Origin of the sequence: Embleya sp. NPDC020886 (assembly GCF_044333915.1) — a bacterium.
Classification (GTDB): Bacteria; Actinomycetota; Actinomycetes; order Streptomycetales; family Streptomycetaceae; genus Embleya.
In genome coordinates this window covers 81154-102886 of the sequence record NZ_JBIRRX010000020.1, presented here as the reverse complement: position 1 = coordinate 102886, position 21733 = coordinate 81154, and the positions used below count along the sequence as shown (strand labels likewise).

Here is a 21733-nt window from a genome sequence, read left to right as displayed (position 1 = left end):
CCGCGTGGGCGCGCTCACCCGGGTCGGTCGCCGGACGGTCCCTCCGCCGGGGTCACCGACTCCGCCAGTGCCGCGAGCTTGGCCAACACCCCGGGGTCCAGCGCGGCGGCGATCGGGCGGCTGTGCCGGACGGAGAGCTCGGCGAACCGGTCCTGGAACCAGGCTCGGACGGCGGCGACCCGGGCGGCCGGCGCGCCGAACCGGGCGAAGTCCACGTCCTCGCGCTCGGTGACGTGCTTGAACGCGGTCAGGACGTCCTCGGCGCGCAATTCCCGGTCGTAGGCCAGGGCGAGGTCGAGCAACCGGTCGATGTCGTAGTGGTCGGCGAGCGCGAAGACGTCGAAGGCGTCCCGTACTTCCGAGCGCAGGGCCAGGGTGACCAGCTTGGCCGCGGCGAGGTCGTCGGGGTGCAGTACCGCGACGCCGGCCACGACGGCGGGCTCGTGCGTGCGCGGTGCGACGTGCAACGTGAGCGGCGTGCCGCGGCCGGGCCCGGCCGGGCGCACGTTCATCCGGACGAACGCCTTGCCGCCGGCCCGGCCGTCGACGGTGACCCGCCAACCCTGCTCGGTCAGGGCCGCGGCGATCGTGGTGCGGGCGGCGGTCAGGCGCTTGGCGTCGCGCGCCGCGAGCGCGAAGTCGACGCCGTCGCCGTCCCGGTCGACCAGGCCGTGTCGGCGCAGGCCCCGGGCCCCGGCCAGGGCGACCCCGAAGGGCTCGCCGGCTGTCGCGACGGTGTGGACGAGTTGTTCTTCGGGGCTGTGCGGCACGGTGTCCGGTCCTTGGCTTCGGGGCTCACAGGGTACGTGGGCACCGGCCCCCGGCGCCGCTTGCATCCGCGTACTCCGACGGTTGACCCGCTCGCCCCGACTACCGCGTCGGTTCGACCCACCCCTCCACCCGGGACGGGATGCCCTCGCGGGCCCCGGCTGCTTGGCTGGACGCACAGCGGTTCGCCGGTCCACCCCGGATCCCCGGCACCCGACCGCTCGGCATGAGCTCGTACACGGGGGTGAGCTCAGGCCCGATCCAGGGCCGGCCGGTGCGAGACTCACGCACCGGCCGGCCCTCGGTCGGTCAGCGGCGGCGGCGCAGGGTGTGGCGGTGCAGGCGGCGGGGGACGCGCAGGAGGCGGTCGGTGGGGGCGACCACCCGGCGGAGGCGGTCCCGCAGCACCGGTGCGGGACGGATCACCGCGGCCCGCAGGCGACGGTCCTCGGCCAGGCGCCGGCGGCGCTCGTCGATCCGCTGCGCCAGGTCGCCCGGGGTGCCCGCGGGCCGGGTCTCGTCGACGAGCTTGTCGACCGCGGTCAGCAGGGTGCCGTACAACTCCCAGCGGTCCGGGTTCTCGATCGAGTCGGCGAGCAGGATCGCCTCGGTGCGCGAGCGGTCCACATCCGCCTCGGCCAGCCGTTCGCGCAGCGTGTTCTCGGCCCGGGCGGAGTCCTCGGGGCGATCCTGGCCGTGCAGCACGACCAGGTGGCCGTACGCGGCGAACAGCGCGGCCAGCGAGCGGAACAGGCTGCGCAGCGACTGCTCGGTGGCCGGCGGGATCTCGGTGTACGCCGGTTCGCCGCGCTCGCCCCGCGCGTACAGCCCGCTCAGTGCCCGGCACACCATGCGCAGCGCCACCGCGCTGATCTCGGCGGTGTCCAGGCCGCTGCGCAGCGCGAGCACCCGCACCGTGGCCCGCCGGCCGCGCGGGTTGAGCCGGGTGCCCTCCTCGGCGGTGGACAGCGTCGCGTCCACCCGCACGATGTCCCGGTCGATCCGGCGGGCCTCCTCCAGCCAGCCGTGCGCGCGGTCGTGGCCGACGTCGGCCTCCAGTTCCCCGGCCATCGTGTCCAGGAGCCGGGTCAGCGCGGTGAACGCGGACATCACCGCCTCGTTCGCGGGCCGCACGTGCACGGGTGGCGCCAGGATCAGGGAGAACATCATGCCGACGGCCGCGCCGATCAGGGTTTCCGCGACCCGGTCCCACGCGGTGTCCCCGACCTGGCTGACGCCGAGCACGATCATCGCGCTGATCGCCACCTCGTTGATCGAGTCGCCGAGCCGGATCAGATGGCCCAGGCCGAGCGAGGCCAACAGCAGCAGGGTCAGGCTCCACCAGTTGAGCCCGACCGCCTCGCTGAACAACACCGCGATCAGCACGCCCGAGACCACGCTGGCCACCCGCTGCACACCCGTGGTGAAGGTCGCGTACGAGGTGACCTGGACGACCAGGAGCGCGGTGAGCGGGGCCAGGATCGGCTGTGGATCGGGGCCGGTCAGGGCCAGCGCGGTGACGTAGGAGGTCACCGCGGCCACGGTGGTGCGCAGGACCTGGGCGACCAGCGAGGTCTCGCTCTCCTTGACCCTGGACAGCGCCGCGGCGAGATCGACGTCCGACGGCATGCGACTCCCTTCTCTCCCGGTTCGCGGGCCCTTGCGGGGCGGATTTCCCTTGTATGCCCTGTTCCGGACGAGCACACCACGCGCCCGGGGCAATATCGCGATCATCCGGACGAGCGTGGGCGAGTGCGTGGCGGCGGGCCGGCGGGCGCGTCGGTTCGGTGTCGATCCGCCCACACGGGGGGTCTGTGGTGTGCGAGGGTGCGGGGGACGGGGTCGGTCGCGGCCAGGGCTCCGCGGGCACGCCGGCCGGACCGGCACGAGGCATCGGAGTCAGCTCCCATGGCATATCAAATCCCCCCGGAGACGGCCCACTTCGTGGACCGGGAGCCCGAACTGGCCCGGGTCTTCCGAGCCGCCGCCGAGTGGCGCGGACAGTCCCGGCCGCTGTGCGTGGCGCTGAGCGGGCCGGCCGGGGCCGGGCGCACCGAACTCGCCTTCCGGATCGCCCGCAGACTGCGGCAGGACCCCGCCGACGAGGTGCTGTACCTGGACCTGGACGACCTCCGGCGCGACGGCGTGGTCGAAGTAGCCGACGCGCTGGGCGAGTTGCTGCGCTCGCTCGGGGTGCCCGCGGAGTTCGTCGAACAGACGTTCCGGGCCCGCTGCAAGCAGTACTGGACGCGGACCGACGGCAAGCGGGTCGTGGTCGTGGTGGACAACGCCCGCTACGGGAGCGAGGTGGTGCCGCTGTTGCCCGCCTCCGGCGCGGGCATCGTGATCGTGGTCAGCCACGGGCCCCTCCACGACCTGGAGCACGGTGCCGCGGTCGAGTTGTCGCTGCGTCCGCTGGACGACGAACACGCGATGGAACTGCTCGAACGCATGGTCGCGGACCCGAGACTGGCCGCCGAACCGGAGGCCGCCCACGGGTTGCTGCGGTTGTGCTCCGGGTTGCCTGCGGCGCTGCACGTGGCGGGCCGTTGGATGCGCCGGCATCGGTTGCGCTCGCTGTCGCGGCTGCTCGCCGAGCTGACCGCCGAGCTGCACGAGAAGGGACTTCCGGTGGTCGAGGCGGTGTGGGATGCGGCCTACCGCGAACTCGGGCCGGACGGTGCCCGGTTGTACCGGTTGCTCGGCGGCGCCCCCGGCCCGGAGTTCACCCCGGAGACCGCGGTGGCCCTGCTCGGCCGGGGCCTGGACGCCGGCCTGGACGCGCTGGAGGAGTTGGAGACGGCGGGCCTGGTGGACGCCCGGGACGAATACCGGCGGTTGCCGGAGCTGTTGCGCGCGCACGCCCGGCGGCGGGCCGAACGGGACGGCAGCGCGGCGGAAACCACCGACGGGCAACGCCGGATCGTGCGTTGGTACCTGCGGCAGGCGCAAATCGCGGACGCGACGGCGGCGGGCGCCCGGATGACGCTGGCCGAGCGGGTGCCCGCGTTGCCGGAGGCGCCCGACGTGGTGTTCGCGGACAAGGCGCGGGCAGCGCGCTGGCTGGAGACGGAGCGGCACGCGCTGTACGGGTGCGTGCGGATGGCGTACGCGCACGGTCTCGACGCCGAGGCGTGGGGCTTGTGCGAGCCGTTGTGGACACACTTCCTCGACCACCGGCACTACGCCGACGTGCTGGACGCCTTCCGCACCGGCGTGGCCGCCGCGCAGCGGGCCGGCCATCCTCGCGCCGCGGCGCGGATGCGCTGCCAACTGGCCCGCCCATTGTGGGAACAGGGGGACTTCGCGGCGGCCGGGGACGAACTGGAGCGGGCGCTGGGCACGGTGGCGGCGCTGGGCGCGGCGACGGCGGCGGACCGCAAGCTCGGCGCGTCGACCGTGGAGTTTCGCGGCATGTTGCGGGCGGCGCGCGGGGATTGGGCGAGTGCGGCGGCGGATTTCGAGGCGGCCCGCGAGGTGCACCGGGCGATCGACAACCCGTACGGCGCGATGTTGATGACGTACCGCCTGGGCGAGGCCGCGGCGGCGCTGGGCGAATCGCGGCGCGCGGCCGAGTTGTTCGAGCGTGCCCACGCGGCGGCGGGCGAGCTGGGCCGGGAGCGGATGACCGCCCGCACCGGATTCGCCCTGGGCACCGTGCTGGACACACTCGGGCGCGCGGGCGAGGCGCGTGCGTTGTACGTGGCGGCGCTGGCGAGTGCGCGGGCGCGGGGCGCCCGTGCCGAGGAGGCCCGGATCCTGGACGCGCTGGCCGGCTCCGCCGAGGCGGCCGGGCACCGGGTCGAGGCGGACGAGCACCGCGAGGTGGCCAGGGCGCTGCGGGCGGGGGAGGGGCCGGTGGACTGAGGCTCCGGGCGCTGCGGGCCGGGGAGCGGGGGCCCAGGCTTCGGGCGCTGCGTGTCGGGGACGGGCGGATGGGCCGGGGCTTCGGCCGCTGCGCGCCGGGCACGGGCGGGTGGGCCGGCGTTTCGGGCGCCCTGTTCGGCCGAGTGGTGGGCCGACGACGAGGATCCGTCCGGCCGGGTGCGCGGAGGCACGCGGCCGGACGGATCCCGACGGGGGTGAATCAGCGGCACAGGGCCGTGAACACGACCTGGTCGACCCGGTCCCGGGCCGCCTCGTTGCCGAGCTGCATGGTGACCGCGACATTGGCCGCACGGCCGTCGTCGGTGGCCCCGCCCCGGGTCTCGTAGCCGGGGAAACTGCCGCCGTGGCCCCAGTAGAGCCCATTGCACGGCAGCGGCCTGCTCACCAGCCCCAGGCCGTAGCGGGCACCGGGGCCGAAGGTGCCCTCGGCCCCGGCGACGGTGGTGCGCATCTGGGCGAGCTGGGCCGGCGGGAGGAGACGGCCGGCCAGGAGCGCGCCGTAGAACCGGTTGAGGTCGGTGTTGGTGGAGACCAGGGCACCTGCCGCCCAGCCCCAGGAGGGATCGATCTCGGTGACGTCGATCGGCGGCGCGTCGGGCGATGCCCGGTCGTAGCCCTTGGGGTGCGGCTCGCGGATGGTCGCGTCACCGGGGGCGGGGAAGTAGGTGTGGCGCAGCCCGATGCGCTTGATGATGCGCCGGTCCATCTCCTGGGCGAGGGGTCGGCCGGTGATCTTCTCGACGATCATGCCGGCCAGTACGTAATTGGTGTTGCTGTATGCCCACTTCTTCCCGGGGTCGAAGTCGGCCGGGTGTTGCAGGGCGATGTCCACGAGTTCGCGGGGTTCGAAGTAGCGGACCTCGTCCCCGAGGTGGTTGGTGTAGTTGGGCAGTCCGCTGGTCTGCTGGAGGAGGTGGCGCACGGTGATGTGGCGTCCGTCGATACCCTCGCCGCGGACCAGGCCGGGCAGGTAGGTGTCGATGTAGGCGTCGAGGTCGATCCGGCCTTCGCCGACCAGTTGCAGTACGAGCACCGCGGTGAATGCCTTGGTGTTGCTGCCGATTCGCACCTGGCCGTCCTTGGGCACCTTCGAGCCGGTGGCCGTATCGCCGACGCCTGCGGTGTAGGTGCGGGTGTGGCCGTCACGGTCCTTGACGCTCGCCAGTCCGGCGGGCAGGTCGTCGGAACGCAGCAGTGCGCTCAGACCCCGCTGGACGGCGTCCGGCCGGGACCCGGCCGACGCCGAGGGCGGTACGAGGACGCTCATCGCCAGGACACCCACGGCCACCGCGGTCACGGCCGGCAGCGCTCTGCGCCCGCCGCCCTGCGGCCGTCCGGAAAAACGAAACCTCTGCCACGACTGCTCTCGCACGAGCCGAACTCCTACCGAATCTTTGGGGAACCAGCGTTGTCTGCCGGACCCAGCATGTCCGGATGCGACCGGCGGCAACGAGCGTGCCACCCGGCCGGTCGAGGTGGTGCCAGCACCCCGATCCGGCGGCGGCGCGGGCCATCAAGGTCCGTCGGGCGGGTTCCCGAAGGGGGCTTGTGGCTCGCTCGGTTCGGTGGGCGTGAGGTGCACGCGGAAGGTGTGGTCGCCGATCAGGCAGGCGATGGTGGCGGGGAGGTCGGGGTGTCGGGCCAGCCATGCGTGGGTGGCGCCGAGGACGGCGGCCGGGTCCGGGTGGTGCACTCTGCCGTGTTCTCGGTGTGGTTCGAGGTGCGCGGTGAGCAGGGCGCCGGCGCGGGTGCGGACGACGCAGTGTGACGGGGACAGGATCACCGCGGCGGTGCGGCAGCCGGGGAGGTCGGCCAGGATTCGGGCGGTCCAGTCGGCCGGGGTCCAGTCGAGGTGGTGGCCGGCGGCCTGCGCGGGTCGGGTGTGGCGGCGGTAGACGAGTGCGGCGCTCTGCAGGTGGCGGATGCCGGCCGGGCCGTATTCGGCGGCGATGTGTTGCGCGGGCATCGTGCCGTGGGTGGGGCGGCGCTCGACGTGCACCTCGTGGTCGCCGAGGCGGGCGCGGACCGCGAAGGCGACGGGGGTGCGCAGCGGCGCGGCGGGGACCGGCAACACGCGGGCGGCGGCGGGCCCGGGAGGCGGTGTGAGGTCGAGCAGCCGGTACAACTCGCCACGCAGCCGCTCCAACGCGTGGCCCTGCTCGGCGAACGCGGCCGCCGCGAAGGCGCGGACCGTGCCGGGACGGTGCGCGGCCAGCAGCGCGCCTATCCCGCCAGGGTCGGCCAACTGCGGGCTGTGGGCCAGCAGTTCGGCCATCGGGCTGCCGGGGATCAGTTCGTCGCCGCCGTCGTGGGCGCGGATGATCGGCCGATCCAGGGCCGCCGCGTACAGCGCGGTCGAGCCGTGGTCGGTGATCACCGCGTCGGCGGCGACCAACAGCGCGGCCCACTCCTCGTGCGGCGCGGCCAGGATCATCCCGGCGTCGAGCGCGGGGGCGAGCTGCTCCTCCAGGTCGAACGTGCCGATCCGGCTGCGCTCGTTGGGGTGCACGATCAGGGCCAACTGGTAGGTGTCATACGGGAGTTCGGCAGCCAACTCGGCGGGCAGGCCGCGGCGGCGGCGGAGCAGCGACTGCGGACCCCAGGTGGAGGTGAGCACGAGCAGGGTGCGGGCGCCGGTGCCCAGGACCAGGCTGTACGAGCGCGCCGGCGCTCGCTCCCAGGGGGCCCTCCGGCCCGCCGCTGCTTGATCGCGGCGAGCGCCTCGCCGTCGAACTCGGAACCGGGCACCAGGAGGCGGAGCCCGCGTGAGCATCCTCGCATCCGCCTGCGGGTGTCGATGCCCGTGTGCACAATGTGGTTCATGAGTGAGTGGGGAATCGCGCTGATCGCAGCAGGATCGGCGCTCGCCGGTGGCCTGATCACCGGCTGGTTCGCCCGCAGCGCCGGAATCCGCCAGGCCGATGCGGCCCGGCACGCGGGCAATCGGCAGGCGGACGCACTCCTGGACACCGTGCGCACCACGCTCGACGAGCAGCGCGTCGAGCGGCTCCTGGACCTGCGTCGCCAGACCTACGTGCGATTCCTGGAGGCCGCGGAGACAGCGATCCTGGCGCAACGTGCCGGCACCGGGACTCCCCAGGACCTCCCCACCCTGCAACGTGCTTTCGCCGCCGTGCAGTTGGAGGGACCGCCCGAGGTCACCCGGGCGGCGCGCGTGCTGACCGAGGCCGTCCGCCGACACGAAACCCCGGACCAGCTCGAACAGGCCCGTCAAGCCGTCCTTGCCGCCGCGCAACAGGCGCTCATGCGTTTCTGATCCCGGCTGATCCCGCTCGCCGACGGTCGCCGGGTGGGAGAAGGACAGGGATCCCGGTTGCGGGCGTTGGGGGACGGGCCAGGATGGAAGTGATGCCATGCGACCGGTGGCATCGGTGACAGCGGCGCGTCTGGAGGACCGTCATGGCCATTCTCATGCAGGTCGATCTGGCGGGGGTCGGCAAGGAACAGTACGACAAGCTTTCCGCGCGGGTGCGGTCCGGCGAGATCCCGGCGCCGGGTTGCCTGGCGCACGTGGCGATCGCGACCGGCGACGGCGTACGGGTCATCGACCTGTGGGAGTCGCAGGCGGCGATGGATGCCTTCAGCGCTCTCCTGAGGCCGGCGGCCGAGGAGCTGGGCTTCCCGCAGAGTGGGACCCCGCCGCAGGTCACCGAGGTGCACGCCTACTGGGTCCCCGGCACGTAGACCTTCCGGTCGACGGCCTCGGGCGGTGCGACCAGGCGTTCGCCGCCCCGGTCCCGTACGCGACGCAGCAGGGACAACACGCCGCTGCCGCCCGTGGCCCAGCCGGGATCGGTGCCGGCGAGGGTGTTGTCCGGGAACAACGGGCGCCGTACCGTGCCGCCGCTGCGCGCCAGGATCAGCGCCACCACGTCCTCGGCGGCCCGCCAGTGCTCGTCGTCACCGGTGGCGAGCGCGGCGTCCACGAGCAGTTCGCCGACTCCGGACAGGCCGCAGCACTGCGACACCAGGCTCATTCTCGGGGCGAGCACATGGCACAACCGGGCGCAGCGCAGGCCGAGTTCGAGCAGTTCCGGATCCTGCGCGGGTGCGCCCGCCGCGATCAACACGGTGCCGATTCCGGCCATGCCCCGACACCAGGACCCGAAGTGCCGGGCGGCGTCCGGGCGGGCCGCCGAGGCCAGCAACTCCGGTGTCAGCGCGACGAGTCGATCCAGACCCCCGCGAGCGGCGCGGGCGAACGCCGGATCGGCGTGGCCCGGAAGGTCCCGGCAGGCGTGCAGGAAATGCACGATGCCGGCGCTGCCGTGGGCGTAACCGTGGGCGTAGGCCGCACGCGAGGAGGCCGGCGGCAGGTCGAGTTCGGCGTGTTCCGGGTCGGCGCGCCGGTCCAGGAGTTCCCCGGCGCAGGCGGCCGCGGCGGCCAGGTGCGCGGCGGCCTGTTCGGCGCGCCCGGCCGCGTGTGCCTGGCGGGCCAGGAGGAGATGGCCGGTGCCGGTGCCCGCCGCGCCGCCGATCTGGTCGCCGGTGTCGTCGTACGGCAGCGGCTCGCTCGGGAACACCGGTGGTACGACGTCGCCGCCCGGCAGCGTGGCGGCGGCGCGCAGGAACAGCTCGACCCCGGTGCGCCCGGTGTACAACGCGCCCGGGAGCGCGCCCAGTTCGGGATGGGCCGCGGTGCGCCGGGCCAACTCGACGACCGCTTCCGGCACGCCCGGCCGGTCGAGGTGGTGCAGCAGTTCCAGGCCCACTCCGGCGGCGCCCGCGTAGAGCGTCAGCGTCGATCCCGGCCGTGGGCCGGATCCGGCGGGCAGGTCGGCGGTGGTGCGTACGCAGTCGGCCACGGTGTGGCCGATCACGTCGTCCAGGAGGCCGGCGGTGATCCGGGGCGGGGTCGGCAACCGGCGGGCGCGCGGCGGTTCGGGCAGGCCGGCCCGCAGGCGCCGGGCGCAGCCGATCCGCTCCGCACGATCGAGGTCGAGCAACCCGGCGACCAGGGCCCGGACCGGCCGGTGCGCGGCGTCCGGCAGCGCGGCGGCGAGGCAGGCCAGCGTGCGGTCCCGGGCGACGGCCGGGTCGGGGTCGACGATCACCGGATCCATGCCGGTCAGCGCGTAGTACAGCGTCGCGCCCAGCGCGTACAGGTCGTCCGCGGGATCGGGCGGGTCCTCGCCCGAGCCCGTCGCCAGGGTGTACCCGGGGGTGCCGCCGGCCGGGCGGACCGCGCCCAGCGCGCTGATGCCGAAGTCGACCAGCTTGCAGGTGCCGTCCGTGTCGAGCACCACGTTGCCCGGTTTGAGGTCGCGCATCACCACCCCCAGCGCATGCATCCCGTCCAGGATCGCGAGCAGGCGGCGGGCCAGCACACTCACCCGGCGCCCGGGTTGCGCGTCGCCCGGGTAGGGGCCGTGCGCCGACACGTCGCGGCGCAGGTCCTGCGGGCCGCAGTCGGTGGTGACCAGGTACTCGTCCTCGCCGTGCCGCAGGTGGTCGAGCACCCGGGGCACACCGTCCGACCCGGCCAGGGTCGCCAGCACCGCGTGCTCGTGCCGCAACCGGCCTCGGGCGTCCACCCCGTCGCCGTCCTCGCCCGCGTACGCCCTGGCCTGTTTGATCACCACCCGCTCGCCGGTCGTGGTGTCCAGCGCGCGGTAGACGTCCCCGTGCGGGGAACGGGCGATGCCCGCGGTGAGCCGATAACGACCGCCGACCAGGCGGGCGGGTCGCCCCGGCGTGGGAGCGGGGGCGCCGAACGGGTCGGCCGCCCACGGGGGTTGGCGGTAGCGGATGCTCGCCCGGCCGGGGAAGCGCTGCCCGTCGGGGCCGATCATCACCGATTCGGCGGCGCCGACGCCGAGCGCCCGGAAGGGGCCGTAGCGGTAGTAGACGGGCGCGTCGGGCCGGACCCGGCGGTCGCTGAGCACACGCGGGCCGCCGTGACCGGTCAGTACGTCGGCCAGTTCCCGACCCAGGGCCGCGACGTCCTCGGTGCGTGGATAGACGGTGACCGCCTTGCCGACCACGGCCGGGCCGCGTACGCCGGCGTTCAGTTCCTCCAGGACGGCGGTGCCGGCCGCGAACTTGGCCAGGCAGCGGTAGCGCAGCAGCACCGGGACCAGCAGGTCCAGCGTCCGGGGGAAATCCTCGGGGCGGGCCGAGACGTGCAGTTTCCAACCGTGGTCGAGCGTGGGCATGCGCGGGTCGAACAGGTGCAGCCAGATGTCGTCCGCACGGCAACGGCGGTCGTGACCGGCCACCAGCGTGTGCAGCCGGTTGCGCAGCTCCTGTGCGGATCCGTTCGGGATCGAACGCACCATGCCCCCTCCCGCTCGTGCCGTTCGCTCGATCCGTTGCGGTCACTGGGCGGCGCGGCCGGGGCACCGGGGTGGGCGGCTGCCGGGGCGGCACCGGCGGGGGCGCGGGCCCGATCGGGTCGAGCGGTTCCGATCGGGCCGTGCGTGCCGGGTGCCTACGGACGAGCGAGCCGTCCGGATCCGCGGGCCCGACCCGGTTCGTCGAGCCGAGCCGCCCGTCGGGTCAAGCCGCCCGTCGGGTCAAGCCGCCCGTCGGGTCAAGCCGCCCGTCGGGTCAGGCCGTCCGTCCGGTCAGGACTTGAAGTCGCAGCCGACACGGGTCGTCGCGGTCGGCCAGGGCTCCGGCAGACAAGCCTCGATCCGGCGGTCCGGGTTCGATTCGTCCTCGAACTCGACCACTTCCTCCTCGACCTCGACGTCGAGCGGACCGGCGTCGCGGATCTCCATCGTTACGGGGCTCATATCGATCCTTCCTGCAAAAAAGGCGGGCAGATCAGTACACGAACCTTGCGTCCTACGGTCGTTCGCGGTCGGCGTCCATCACGCCTCGGTGCGGATGAGGCGGGTGGGTCGTCGTTACCGCGCCAATAGTCTCCACGGTGGACAACAAAAGGAGAACGTGTCGAATCGGCCGGCTTATGGCGGGATTTAGCGCTGGTGAACGAGCCGAGCCCGAGGCTCCGGTGCGCTGCGCGGGTGGGCACAATGGTCGACATGACGAAGCCGAACATCCCCCCGTCCCGCGACGAGTTGCTTCGGCATCTGGTGGCCACGCGCATCTCCGGCCCGGTGGCCACGCCCCGGGAGGTCAATCTGCGGCACTACGCCGAACTGGTGAAGGGCAACCGGCGCTTCTGGCTGGGCCTGGAACTGGGCGATCACTGGACCCAGGAGGACGTGCTCGCCGTGATGGTCGAGCGGGCAGGGGTACATCCCGACCCCGAGCACCACTTCGGCCAGGACACCATCGACCCACTGCTCACGCTGGCCGGGCTCGACCGGATGGCCGCCGTCCTGCGCGACGCCGCCGCCCGTCGGCTGCGGGTGTTGCTCGCGACCGGACACCCCGGCGGCCTGCTGGACGTACACCGGGCCGTCGGCCGGGCACTGCGCGCGGCCGGCGCCGAGATCCTGGACATCCCACGCGGGCTGCACACCACCGAGGGCGACGACGAAACCAGCGGCAACGTGCGGCAGTTCGGCGACGTGGCGGTGCTGGAGCGCGGTGCCACGCTGTGGCACACACACGCGCCGCAGCCGATGAGCGCGATCCTGGACGCCCTCGACGCGGCCGGGCGGCCCCGGCCCGAGCTGGTCGTCGCCGACCACGGCTGGGCCGGTCGCGCGGGGCAATACGGCATTCCCACGGTCGCGTTCGCCGACTGCAACGACCCGGCCCTGTTCCTCGGCGAGGCCGAGGGCACCGTCACGGTCACCGTCCCGCTGGACGACCACATCGTGGACGCCCGGGACTACGCGCCGATGACCGCCTACCTGTTGGCGGCCGCGGGCCTGCCGGCCGAGGGCTGACACACGAACGGCGGTCGCCCGGTCTTCGGGGCGACCGCCGGACGGCGGGTCAGGAGCGCGGTCGGCGCGCCTTCGCGGGGCGCTTCTCGCTCTTCTCGGCGCTCTGCTCCGCGCTCTTCTCCTGGTTCTTCTCCTTGATCCGGATCGTTTCCTTCCGGACCTCGGCCTGGGTGGCGCGCTCTTGGCGCAGCCACTCCGGACCGTCTTCCTTCAGCGCGTCGATCTGCTCGGTGGTGAGGGCGTCGGTGATGCCGCCGCGAGCGAGGCCGGCGATGGAGACGCCGAGCTTGTTCGCGACGACGGGTCGCGGGTGCGGGCCGTTGCGGCGCAGTTCCTGCAGCCACTCGGGCGGGTCGGCCTGCAGCGCGTTCAACTCGTCGCGGGAGACGACACCCTCTTGGAACTCGGCGGGGGTGGCCTGGAGGTACACGCCCAGCTTCTTCGCCGCGGTCGCGGGCTTCATCGTCTGGGTGGTCTTGTGCGACGTCATGGTGTCCAGAGTAGCGACCGTGTGCGGTGCCTCCGATCATGGCCGGTAACCTGACGTGGTGACAGGCTCGGAAGTACCCACCCCGTTCCGGCTCGCGTACGTTCCGGGGGTGACCCCCACCAAATGGGTGCGGGTCTGGAACGAGCGGCTGCCCGACGTCCCGTTGACCCTGATCGCGGTGTCCGCCGCCGACGCGGCCGACCTGCTGCGCGCGGGCGAGGCCGACGCGGGGTTGGTGCGGCTGCCGATCGAGCGGACCGACCTGAGCGCGATCCCGCTGTACACCGAGACCACGGTGGTCGTGGTGCCCAAGGACCACGACGTCGCGGGAGTGGACGAGGTGGTCGCCGAGGACCTGGCCGACGCCGTGGTCCTGCATCCGCTCGACGACACCCTGGAGTGGGCGCAGCGCCCGGGGGAGCCCGCGAAGGAGCGGCCCGCGAGCACCGAGGACGCGGTCGAACTGGTGGCGGCCGGGGTGGGTCTGCTCGTCGTCCCGCAGTCCCTCGCCCGTCTGCACCACCGCAAGGACCTCACCTACCGGCCGGTGACCGACGCGCCCGAATCGCGCGTCGCGCTGGCCTGGCCGGAGGCCCGGACCACCGACCTGGTGGAGGAGTTCATCGGGATCGTCCGGGGCCGCACGGTCAACAGCTCGCGCGGCCGGACCCCGACTCCGCCACAGCCGAAGGCCAAGTCCCAGCGCCCCGACGCCTCCGGAGCCAGGCGCAAGCCCGGCGCGGCCGGCGGGTCGGCCGGGAAGGGTGCCCGCGGCGGCCCCGGCGCGGGCAAGGGCGGCAAGCGCGGCAAGCCCCGCGGCCGCTCCTGACCCGAGCGGCCGCCGGGGCGACGGCGATTTCGCCGGCCGGGTTCACGCCTTCGCGGCGGCAGCCGGCGCGGGACGGAGGGCCGGTTCCGGCACGCCCTCCGGGACCACCCGGAACAGGGCGATCGCGCCGACCAGGCTGATCGTGCACATCGCCACCAGGTACCAGGTGACCCCGGTCGAGGAGTCGCCGGAGTTCAACAGCGCGGTGGAGATCGTCGGTGCCAGCCCGCCACCCAGTACCGCGCCGAGTTGCAGGACCAGCGAGGACCCCGAGTAGCGCACATGCACCGGGAACGTGTCGGCGATGATGCCGCCCTGTACACAGTGCGTGACCGGAATGATGAGCCCCATGCCGGCGAGGGCCAGAACGGCGAGCGCCGAATTCCCGGTGTTCAACAACGGGAAGAAGGCGATACACCAGACCAGGATCGCGGCCGAACCGCCGATGAACATGGTGCGCCGGCCGTATCGGTCGGCAATTCGGGTCCACAGCGGAATACTCGCGAACCAGAGCACGGCGGCGGCCGAGATGCTCAGGATCAAAAAGCGCTTTCCGTAGTCGAGGTGTTTGGTGCCGTAGGACAGCGTGAACACCATGAAGACATAGGCGACGGCCGAATTGGCGACCACGGCCAGCAGGGTGAGACCGAGTCGAGGGAAGCCGACCTTGAATGCCTCGGCGAGTGGGAAACGGACCACGTGGTCCTGTTCGCGTGCCTCGTTGAAGGAGGGGGATTCGGTGACCCGCAGGCGGATCACCAGGCCCGCCGCGACCAGGATGAAACTCATCAGGAACGGGATGCGCCAGCCCCACCCGGTGAACGCGTGATCGCTCATCCCGGTGCTGACGGCGAGGAACACCAGGTTGGCCAGAACCAGCCCCGCAGGCGTCCCCATCTGCGGAAATCCCGCGTACAGGTTACGTTTTCCGGCGGGCGCGTGCTCCATGGACATCAGCGTCGCGCCGGCGCCCTCGCCACCGAGTCCGATGCCCTGGACGATGCGCAGCAGTACGAGCAGGACCGGTGCCCAATAGCCGATCGTGTCGTAATTGGGAATGACGCCGATCAGGGTCGAGCCGATGCCCATCAGCAGCAGCGACACCACCAGGGTCGCCTTGCGGCCGATACGGTCGCCGAAATGGCCGAAGACCAGACCGCCCAAGGGTCGGGCGACGAATCCCACCGCGAGCGTGCCGAAGGAGGCCAGCGTGCCCGCCGCCGGGCTCAGGGACGGGAAGAATTGTTTGTCGAAGATGAGTGCGGCGGCCGTGCCGTAGAGAAAGAAGTCGTACCACTCCAGGGTGGTGCCGGCCAATGTCGCGACGGCCGTTCTGCGTGCGGCCTTTCCGCCGTCGTCCACGCTCTTTGTCGGAGCCGAATTACGCATGGGTGACCTATTCACTCGGGGGCGGGTGGACACTCCGCAAAGCCGTTGCGGCGGCCGATGTTCACAGCGCGTTAACATGGATCCTGACCCCGGGAGACATCACATACAAATGCCGAATTCGCGGTTCGCTATACCCGTCTCGGTATGAAGGTGCGCCACCCGCGACGCGGTGGCGGTCCCTGCCCGGTTCGCGGCCCGGGTTGTCGCCGGGGTTCGCGGCTCGGCGATTTCGAGCCCGGTGAAAAAAGTTCTCCCGGATCGGGAACCCGGCGCGAGGCCGCGCGTCTGGATGTCCGTCACTCGATGGTGGCGGCCTCCGGAAGCCCGGTGGTCCGTTCGATGCCCCACAAGGAGAACGGTGTTCATTCCCTCCCCGCGTCCCCCGCGCCGCACGACGGCCGCGCCGCACGGCGGCCGGTCCCGGGTCCTGGTCGGCCGTGTCCTCGGCGCCGGCCTCGTCCTGGCGGCTTCGGCCGTGCTGGTGGCGCCGAGCCCGGCGCTGGCCGCAGACGGCGCGCCGGCCGGCTCGGCCCGCGCCTCGGACGGCCGGGTCGCCCCGTCCACCGCGCCCGGTCAGCCCCGCGCCGCGACGCCGACCCCGCCCGCCGACCCCGGGGCGCCCGCGGCCAACCGTCCGGGTTCGCCGTCCGTACCCCCGACCGCCCGACCGGGCAACCCGTCGCGGCCGCCGACCGACGAGGGGCGACCCGCCGGCAGCGACCCGGCCGTCTCGCCGCCCGGCGCGCGGCCCGGCTCGCCGACCGCGCCGCCGCGCCTGGCCGAGACCGGCGGTGACGACAAGACCGCGCTGTACGTAGGCGGCGCCGCGGGGCTGCTCCTGCTCGGCGGCGGCGCCATCGTGTTCGGCCGACGTCGCGGGCGTACCGCGGCCTGATCCGAAGCCCGGAACCGGCCGGTGTATCGGGCACGTCGACGTCCCCGATACACCGGCCGGCCGCGGCGCCCACCGAGACCACCGGCCCACGGCACCGCGCCCCATCGGTACGCACCCGAGGAGTTCACCGCCATCCAGGATTCCCACGTCCGGGTCCAGCACGACCCGAGCCCGGCCCACCCGGCGCCGCCCGTCGAGGCCGCGCCGCCGCGCCGGCGTGCGTTCGGTCTGTTCCGACGTCGGACCCGGGCGGCCGGCGAGCCGCCGCCGACCATGACGCAGCTCTACCACGCGCACCGGATCCGCCTGGTGCGCCTGGCCACGCTGCTGGTGGACGACCAGGAGACCGCCGAGGACGTCGTGCAGGAGGCGTTCACGGCCGCCTTCCGCCGCTACGGCGCGGGCCTGGGCGAACTCGACGACCCACCCGCCTACCTGCGGCGCTGCGTGGTCAACGGCGCCCGATCGGTGCTGCGCAGACGACGGACCGCCCGGGCCTGGATCCCGCCGGTGCCGCCGCCGGTGGCCTCGCCCGAGGACGACGCGCTGCGGGCCGAACGCGACCGGCGGTTGCGGCACGCGCTGGGGCGACTGACCCGGCGCCAACGCGAGGTGCTGGTGCTGCGCTACTGGGAGAACCTCAGCGAATCCGAGATCGCCGGCACGCTGGGCATCCCGTCCGGCACGGTGAAATCCACCGCGAGCCGCGGGCTGACCGCGCTGCACCGGTTGCTTATGGAGGACGACACGTGACCCGACACGGTGCGGAACCCCTACGGTCGGGCACGCCCGAACATGCCGCGTTGGAGGCCGAACTGCGCGACTGGATGGGCCGGCGGGCCGACACGGTGACACCCGGGACGCTCCGGACCCGGGACGTGCCGCTGCCCGCCGGGCCGGTGCGCGGGCGTCGCGTCCCGCTGCGCCTGGCGCTGCCGATGGCGGCGGTGGCCGCGGCGGCGGCGAGTTGGGCGCTGCTCGGCTCGATCGGCGGGTCGGACGCCCCGCGCCCGGTGCGGGTGCCGCCCGCCGTGCCCGCTCCGCCGATCGGTGTGTCGACGCCGCCGAGCGTGTCCGGGTCCGCGCCCGACCACCCGTCGGCGACACCGTCGGCGCCCGAACCACCCGTGGATCCTCCGGCGGCCGGGATCCCTCGGTCCGACGCGCCGGTCCGTCCCCCGGCCACCGGACCCAGCGCGCGCCGGACGGTGGGCGCCGACAACCCGGCGCGCAACCCGCCGCCCGCCACCGGCGAGGGCCGGCGCGCGGGCTGACGTGTGGGCCGACGTGTCGGCCGAGCCGCCGAGCGCACCCGGCCCGCGCCCGCGACCTCGACTCGGCCGCACGTTCGGCAACGCGGCAACTTTCCCGCAGGGAGGGACGATTGTCCCTCTCCCGCACTACCGCTCCCGCAATCGGCGATCTACGCTGCCCGGATGAGAGATGTTGCGCCTGGGGTGCGTGGGACCAGAATGGCGGAGCCGATACCCGACCCGGACCCGGACACCGACGAACCGATCCGGATGATCGTGGTGCGCAACGTGCGGATGCTCGCACGGCGGGACGGCTACACGGACGGCGCCATCGGCGAGGCACTGGGCCACGGCCGGTCCTGGGCCTGGCGCCGATTCACCGGCGAACTCCCCTTCGACCTCAACGATGTGGAACGCCTGGCCCAGCTTTTCCAGGTGGAACCGGCGCATTTGCTCGCTCCCGCCCACACGTGGGCTCCGGACCCGGCCCGAAGGGTTGTCTCATGAGCACCGATCGTCGCCCGAGCAGCCGGCGCAACCGAGCCGACGCCAAGCACCGTGTGGACCGCGTCGCGGCCCGCCCCGCCCGACACAACGACGGCGCCTCCGTACCGGCGATGTCCTCGGAGGTGGTCGAGGCCGCGCTCTACCGCGCCGCCGAGGGCAGCCACTCGACCCAGGCGACCACGTACATCCTCACCGAGGAAGGCTCGTTCGTCCGCCGTCCCGAGTTGTACGCGGTGTGCCTGGACTGGTCCGACGACGGCCGCTACGCGGCGGTGCGCTGGCGCACCCTGCGCGCGGTGGTCACCGCGCCGGACGCGCCGTTCCCGCCGGGGGCGTTGCGCACGATGTTGCTGCTGTGCTGTTCGCTGCACGACGACGGACCGGCGCCGCTGTCCCAACTGTCGCTGCTGGACTCGACCAACGCGCGGATCGTGTCCCGCGGGATCCACATCGCCACCGGCGCACTGCCTCTGCGCCAGGCCCTGGGCAACACGCCGTAGCGCGAGCGCCTCGGTCCGAACCGTTCGGCGCGGCACGGGATTTCCCTCCCGTGCCGCGATCCGGGCCGGACGAGCACCGGTAACGGCCTTGGCACTTCCTAGGATTGCCGCATGACGGTTACCTTCGAATGGCGGGGCGACTTCGACAACGCCGCCGTCAACGCGCTGCACGCCGAGGGATTCGAGCACCCGCCGCTGCCGATCGACTGGCGCGCCCAGTTGCAGCGGCACAGCCTGGGCTGGGTGTGCGCGTGGCAGCACGATCGCCTGGTCGGCTTCGTCAACGTGGCCTGGGACGGGGGAGTGCACGCGTTCGTCCTGGACACCGTGGTGGCCCGGCGCAATCGGCGGAGCGGGATCGGCGCGGAGCTGATCGCGGTGGCGGTGCGCGAGGCCCGGGCCGCGAAGTGCGAGTGGCTGCACGTCGACTTCGACGACGGGCTGCGCCGGTTCTACGTCGACGCGTGCGGCTTCCGCCCGACGGACGCGGGCCTGATCCGACTCTGAGCGCCGCCACGCCCACCCCATCGGCCGCCGATGGAACGTGTGTATGGTGCATGAATCGGGTGGGGCGGCGACAACCCACCGCGCGAGACGCACCGGAAGGACGTGGCATGACCTTTGGTATCGCGACCGACTCCCCGGCCGACACCGCTCTCGTGGAGGACACCGCCGGACCATCGGCCGCAAGCGACGCGCGGGCGATGTCCAGGGTGCTCTTCGATCGGCTGAAGTCCCTGGAAGAGGGCACGTCCGAGCGCCAGTACGTACGCAACACCCTGATCGAACTCAATCTCCCGCTGGTGCGCTTCGTGGCGTCCCGCTACCGCTCGCGCCGGGAGGAGACCCAGGAGATCGTGCAGGTCGGCACGATCGGCCTGATCAAGGCGATCGACCGCTTCGACCCGGCGTTCGGGTACGAGTTCCCCACCTTCGCGGTGCCCACCATCTCCGGCGAGATCAAGCGCTTCTTCCGGGACCACACCTGGGCCGTGCACGTCCCGCGCCGACTTCAGGAACTGCGCATCGAACTGGCCGAGGCCCGGGACACGTTCACCGCCGAGCACGATCGCGAGCCCGGTGCGGCCGAACTCGCCGCGCGCCTGGGCCTGGACGTCGCCCAGGTGACCGAGGGCCTGACCGCGGCGGCCGGCTACACCGCCGAGTCGCTGGACGCCCCCGCCTCCGAGGACGGGCCCCTGCCGGCGCATGCCGCGCGGGCCTCGTTCGTCGATCCGGGATTCGCCCGGGTCGAGGACCTGCACGCGCTCAAGCCGCTGATCGCCGCCCTGCCGGAACGCGAGCGGACCATTCTGGCGCTGCGCTTCGGCCGGGAACTGACCCAGTCGCAGATCGCCGAGCGACTCGGCCTGTCCCAGATGCAGGTCTCCCGACTGCTCGGGCGCACCCTGGCCGGCCTGCGCACCGGGCTGCTGGCGGACTGACCCGCGCACCGCCAGGCCGCCGCCGGTGGTGACCCCGGCGCGCCGCCGATCTCCCGTGTCACCCGCGCGGCCCAGGGGCCGGACCGGGGATTCTCCCTGCTCGGACGCCCGGCCGGGCCGGATCGACCCGGGCGCGGGAGGCCCTGGGAGTGCAGGGTCGGCCGGCAGCGGATTACATGGTGAGGTCGATGGATCTCACGACACGGGAGCGGACATGCACGTGATGAGAGCGGTCCAGGACGCACAGAGTGTGGTGTGGCACGCCATGGAGAGCGAGGACATCGCCATGTGCGGGGAGACCTTGCCGGCCGGCCGGGAGGTGGACGGCACCCGGCGACGGGAGACGTTCTGTGTCCCGTGCATGAGCGAGGTCGAGCGGACCATGCATCCCGTGGCCGGATCCGGCGATCGGGCGGACGAGGAGACGCCGGTCTGACCCGGTGATCCCGCCGGAGGGGCGTCGCGCCGGGCGGCGCCCCTCGGCATGTGGGCCGAAGGCTCTCGGGCCGGCGACGCCGCTCCGGACGGGCGCCTCGCCGCCGGACACGGCGTCAGGGAGTGCACGATGGTGCGTGCGATTGCGGGGCCTGTACCGGCCCCGGTATCCGGTTCGACCGCGGGGCGCGGGACGGCTTCCGGATTTCGTTGGACAGGTCGCGGGTCCGCGTTCGGCGCGGGGCCGGCGGTCGGTGACCGGGCATGATCACGTTCGGGGTCGAGGAGGAGTACCTGCTCGTGGATCCCGCCGACGGCCGGCCGATGCCGGTCGCCGAGACGGTCCGGGCGGCGGCGAACCTGCAACCGGCGGTGACCGGCGGCGAGATCCAGCCCGAGTTGATGCAGGTGCAGGTCGAGGTGGCGACGCCGGTGTGCGCGGCCCTCGACGAGGTGGGCGGACACCTGCTGCGGCTGCGCCACTCGGTCGCCGCGGCGGCCGAACAGGCGGGATGCCGGCTCGTCGCCTCCGGTACCGCGCCGTTCCGCTCCGAAACGCCGATCCCGCTCACCGACCGGGTGCGCTATCACGCGCTGCACGCGGACGCGCCACGCCTGGTCGACGAGATGTTCGTCAACGGGATGCACGTACACGTCGGCGTCCCGGACCGGGACGCGGGCGTGATCGTACTCAATCGGCTGCGCCCGTGGTTGCCGCTGTTGGTGGCGATGGGCGCGAACTCGCCGATGTGGGAGGGCGGAGACACCGGCTTCGCGAGTTGGCGCACCATCGTGTTCGGCCGCTGGTCGATCAGCGGCATGCCGCCGGAGTTCGTCGACGCGCTCGACTACGACCGCCGGATCGAGGAATTGCTGGCCGCCGGCATTCTGCGCGACCGGGCCAGGGTCTACTGGCAGGTCCGGCTCTCCGAGCGCTACCCCACGGTCGAGATCCGCGCGATGGACGTGCAACTGCGGGTGGAGGACGCGGTGATGCTCGCCGGGCTCGTCCGGGCCCTGGTCACCACGGTGTTGCGGGACGCGACGGCCGGTCAACCACCGCCCCGATCGGCCCCCGAATTCGTCGCGGCGGCCCAGTGGTACGCCGCGCGGCACGGGCTGACCGACGCGTTGATCGACCCGCACGCGCCGCGTCGGCTCAAGGCCGGTGAACTGGTCGGCCGCCTGCTGGACTACGTCGCACCGGCGCTCGCGGACGCCGGGGACGATCGGCAGATCGACGCGCTCGTGCACCGACTGCTGCGCGAGGGGGCGGGGGCCGATCGGCAGCGGGCGGCGTTTCGGCTCGGCGGTCGGGACGCGTTGGTGCGTCTGCTGGTGTCCGAGGGGATGTCCACGCACGGATGAGCGCGGCGCCGACGCGGGTGCGGGCGGATCGCGGCGGCGGGTGTGGGCGGTGGGTGCGGGCGTGGGCCCGGAGGCGGGAGGGCGTGCCGTCGATCGACGGCGTAGTGCGTACGGCAATCGGGTGATATATCGAGGTTCGA

22 protein-coding genes are annotated in these 21733 nt (G+C 73.2%); 14 read left to right on the top strand and 8 right to left on the bottom strand.

Annotation, left to right across the window (positions count from 1 at the left end):
- Nucleotides 1-14: 14 nt before the first annotated feature.
- A complete protein-coding gene (locus ACH4U8_RS41160; protein WP_395783337.1) occupies nucleotides 15-770 on the bottom strand; it encodes a nucleotidyl transferase AbiEii/AbiGii toxin family protein in 756 nt (251 codons plus the stop codon).
- 307 nt (nucleotides 771-1077) lie between these two features.
- On the bottom strand, nucleotides 1078-2397 hold the full coding sequence (locus ACH4U8_RS41155) for an aromatic acid exporter family protein (RefSeq protein WP_395783335.1): 1320 nt from the start codon (nucleotides 2395-2397) through the stop codon (nucleotides 1078-1080).
- A gap of 279 nt (nucleotides 2398-2676) precedes the next feature.
- Here ACH4U8_RS41155 and ACH4U8_RS41150 point away from each other — a divergent pair, with 279 nt between their 5' ends.
- Entirely contained in the window at nucleotides 2677-4635 is a 1959-nt protein-coding gene (locus ACH4U8_RS41150) for an AAA family ATPase (RefSeq protein WP_395783333.1), read from the top strand.
- A 220-nt stretch (nucleotides 4636-4855) separates the two neighbouring features.
- Here ACH4U8_RS41150 and ACH4U8_RS41145 read toward each other — a convergent pair whose 3' ends face one another.
- Entirely contained in the window at nucleotides 4856-6028 is a 1173-nt protein-coding gene (locus ACH4U8_RS41145) for a serine hydrolase domain-containing protein (protein WP_360321712.1), read from the bottom strand.
- Between the two features lie 141 nt (nucleotides 6029-6169).
- On the bottom strand, nucleotides 6170-7273 hold the full coding sequence (locus ACH4U8_RS41140; protein WP_395783331.1) for a hypothetical protein: 1104 nt from the start codon (nucleotides 7271-7273) through the stop codon (nucleotides 6170-6172).
- Nucleotides 7274-7477: 204 nt separating this feature from the next.
- Here ACH4U8_RS41140 and ACH4U8_RS41135 point away from each other — a divergent pair, with 204 nt between their 5' ends.
- Nucleotides 7478-7933: a hypothetical protein gene (locus ACH4U8_RS41135; protein WP_395783329.1), complete on the top strand. Its 456-nt coding sequence runs from the start codon at nucleotides 7478-7480 to the stop codon at nucleotides 7931-7933.
- Between the two features lie 143 nt (nucleotides 7934-8076).
- Complete coding sequence (locus tag ACH4U8_RS41130; protein ID WP_360321703.1) at nucleotides 8077-8361, top strand: hypothetical protein; 285 nt, start codon at nucleotides 8077-8079, stop codon at nucleotides 8359-8361.
- On the opposite strand, the gene lanL is transcribed toward ACH4U8_RS41130, so the two are convergent.
- On the bottom strand, nucleotides 8340-10955 hold the full coding sequence (lanL, locus tag ACH4U8_RS41125) for a class IV lanthionine synthetase LanL (protein ID WP_395783327.1): 2616 nt from the start codon (nucleotides 10953-10955) through the stop codon (nucleotides 8340-8342). The two genes, ACH4U8_RS41130 and lanL, sit on opposite strands and share 22 nt — an antisense overlap.
- A 288-nt stretch (nucleotides 10956-11243) precedes the next feature.
- Entirely contained in the window at nucleotides 11244-11414 is a 171-nt protein-coding gene (locus ACH4U8_RS41120) for an SflA family class IV lanthipeptide (protein ID WP_360321697.1), read from the bottom strand.
- A 252-nt stretch (nucleotides 11415-11666) separates the two neighbouring features.
- Between ACH4U8_RS41120 and ACH4U8_RS41115 the strand changes: the two genes are divergently transcribed.
- A complete protein-coding gene (locus ACH4U8_RS41115) occupies nucleotides 11667-12482 on the top strand; it encodes a phosphatase (protein WP_395783325.1) in 816 nt (271 codons plus the stop codon).
- A 49-nt stretch (nucleotides 12483-12531) separates the two neighbouring features.
- Here ACH4U8_RS41115 and ACH4U8_RS41110 read toward each other — a convergent pair whose 3' ends face one another.
- A complete protein-coding gene (locus ACH4U8_RS41110) occupies nucleotides 12532-12972 on the bottom strand; it encodes a DUF5997 family protein (RefSeq protein ID WP_360321691.1) in 441 nt (146 codons plus the stop codon).
- Between the two features lie 58 nt (nucleotides 12973-13030).
- Between ACH4U8_RS41110 and ACH4U8_RS41105 the strand changes: the two genes are divergently transcribed.
- Nucleotides 13031-13801: a LysR family substrate-binding domain-containing protein gene (locus ACH4U8_RS41105; RefSeq protein ID WP_360321688.1), complete on the top strand. Its 771-nt coding sequence runs from the start codon at nucleotides 13031-13033 to the stop codon at nucleotides 13799-13801.
- 42 nt (nucleotides 13802-13843) lie between these two features.
- Here ACH4U8_RS41105 and ACH4U8_RS41100 read toward each other — a convergent pair whose 3' ends face one another.
- Nucleotides 13844-15190: an MFS transporter gene (locus ACH4U8_RS41100; protein ID WP_395783323.1), complete on the bottom strand. Its 1347-nt coding sequence runs from the start codon at nucleotides 15188-15190 to the stop codon at nucleotides 13844-13846.
- Between the two features lie 358 nt (nucleotides 15191-15548).
- On the opposite strand from ACH4U8_RS41100, the gene ACH4U8_RS41095 reads away from it, so the two are divergent.
- From ACH4U8_RS41095 to ACH4U8_RS41055, 9 genes are all read left to right on the top strand, one after another.
- Complete coding sequence (locus tag ACH4U8_RS41095) at nucleotides 15549-16085, top strand: LAETG motif-containing sortase-dependent surface protein (RefSeq protein ID WP_395783321.1); 537 nt, start codon at nucleotides 15549-15551, stop codon at nucleotides 16083-16085.
- 273 nt (nucleotides 16086-16358) lie between these two features.
- Nucleotides 16359-16838 (top strand): SigE family RNA polymerase sigma factor, encoded by a 480-nt coding sequence (locus ACH4U8_RS41090; RefSeq protein WP_360321679.1) that lies wholly within the window; start codon nucleotides 16359-16361, stop codon nucleotides 16836-16838.
- Nucleotides 16835-17359, top strand: coding sequence for a hypothetical protein (locus ACH4U8_RS41085; protein WP_395783319.1), 525 nt, complete (start codon nucleotides 16835-16837; stop codon nucleotides 17357-17359). Before ACH4U8_RS41090 ends, ACH4U8_RS41085 begins: the two co-directional genes overlap by 4 nt.
- A 198-nt stretch (nucleotides 17360-17557) precedes the next feature.
- Complete coding sequence (locus ACH4U8_RS41080) at nucleotides 17558-17845, top strand: helix-turn-helix domain-containing protein (RefSeq protein WP_360321673.1); 288 nt, start codon at nucleotides 17558-17560, stop codon at nucleotides 17843-17845.
- Nucleotides 17842-18345: a hypothetical protein gene (locus tag ACH4U8_RS41075; RefSeq protein ID WP_360321666.1), complete on the top strand. Its 504-nt coding sequence runs from the start codon at nucleotides 17842-17844 to the stop codon at nucleotides 18343-18345. Before ACH4U8_RS41080 ends, ACH4U8_RS41075 begins: the two co-directional genes overlap by 4 nt.
- 111 nt (nucleotides 18346-18456) lie before the next feature.
- Entirely contained in the window at nucleotides 18457-18852 is a 396-nt protein-coding gene (locus tag ACH4U8_RS41070; protein WP_395783317.1) for a GNAT family N-acetyltransferase, read from the top strand.
- Nucleotides 18853-18959: 107 nt separating this feature from the next.
- Nucleotides 18960-19790, top strand: a complete 831-nt coding sequence (locus tag ACH4U8_RS41065) for a SigB/SigF/SigG family RNA polymerase sigma factor (protein WP_395783315.1) — start codon at nucleotides 18960-18962, stop codon at nucleotides 19788-19790.
- Nucleotides 19791-20004: 214 nt separating this feature from the next.
- On the top strand, nucleotides 20005-20226 hold the full coding sequence (locus ACH4U8_RS41060) for a hypothetical protein (protein WP_360321657.1): 222 nt from the start codon (nucleotides 20005-20007) through the stop codon (nucleotides 20224-20226).
- 263 nt (nucleotides 20227-20489) lie between these two features.
- Nucleotides 20490-21593 carry a glutamate--cysteine ligase gene (locus tag ACH4U8_RS41055; protein WP_395783313.1) on the top strand — a complete coding sequence of 368 codons (1104 nt, stop codon included), beginning with the start codon at nucleotides 20490-20492 and terminating at the stop codon, nucleotides 21591-21593.
- Nucleotides 21594-21733 lie beyond the last annotated feature (140 nt).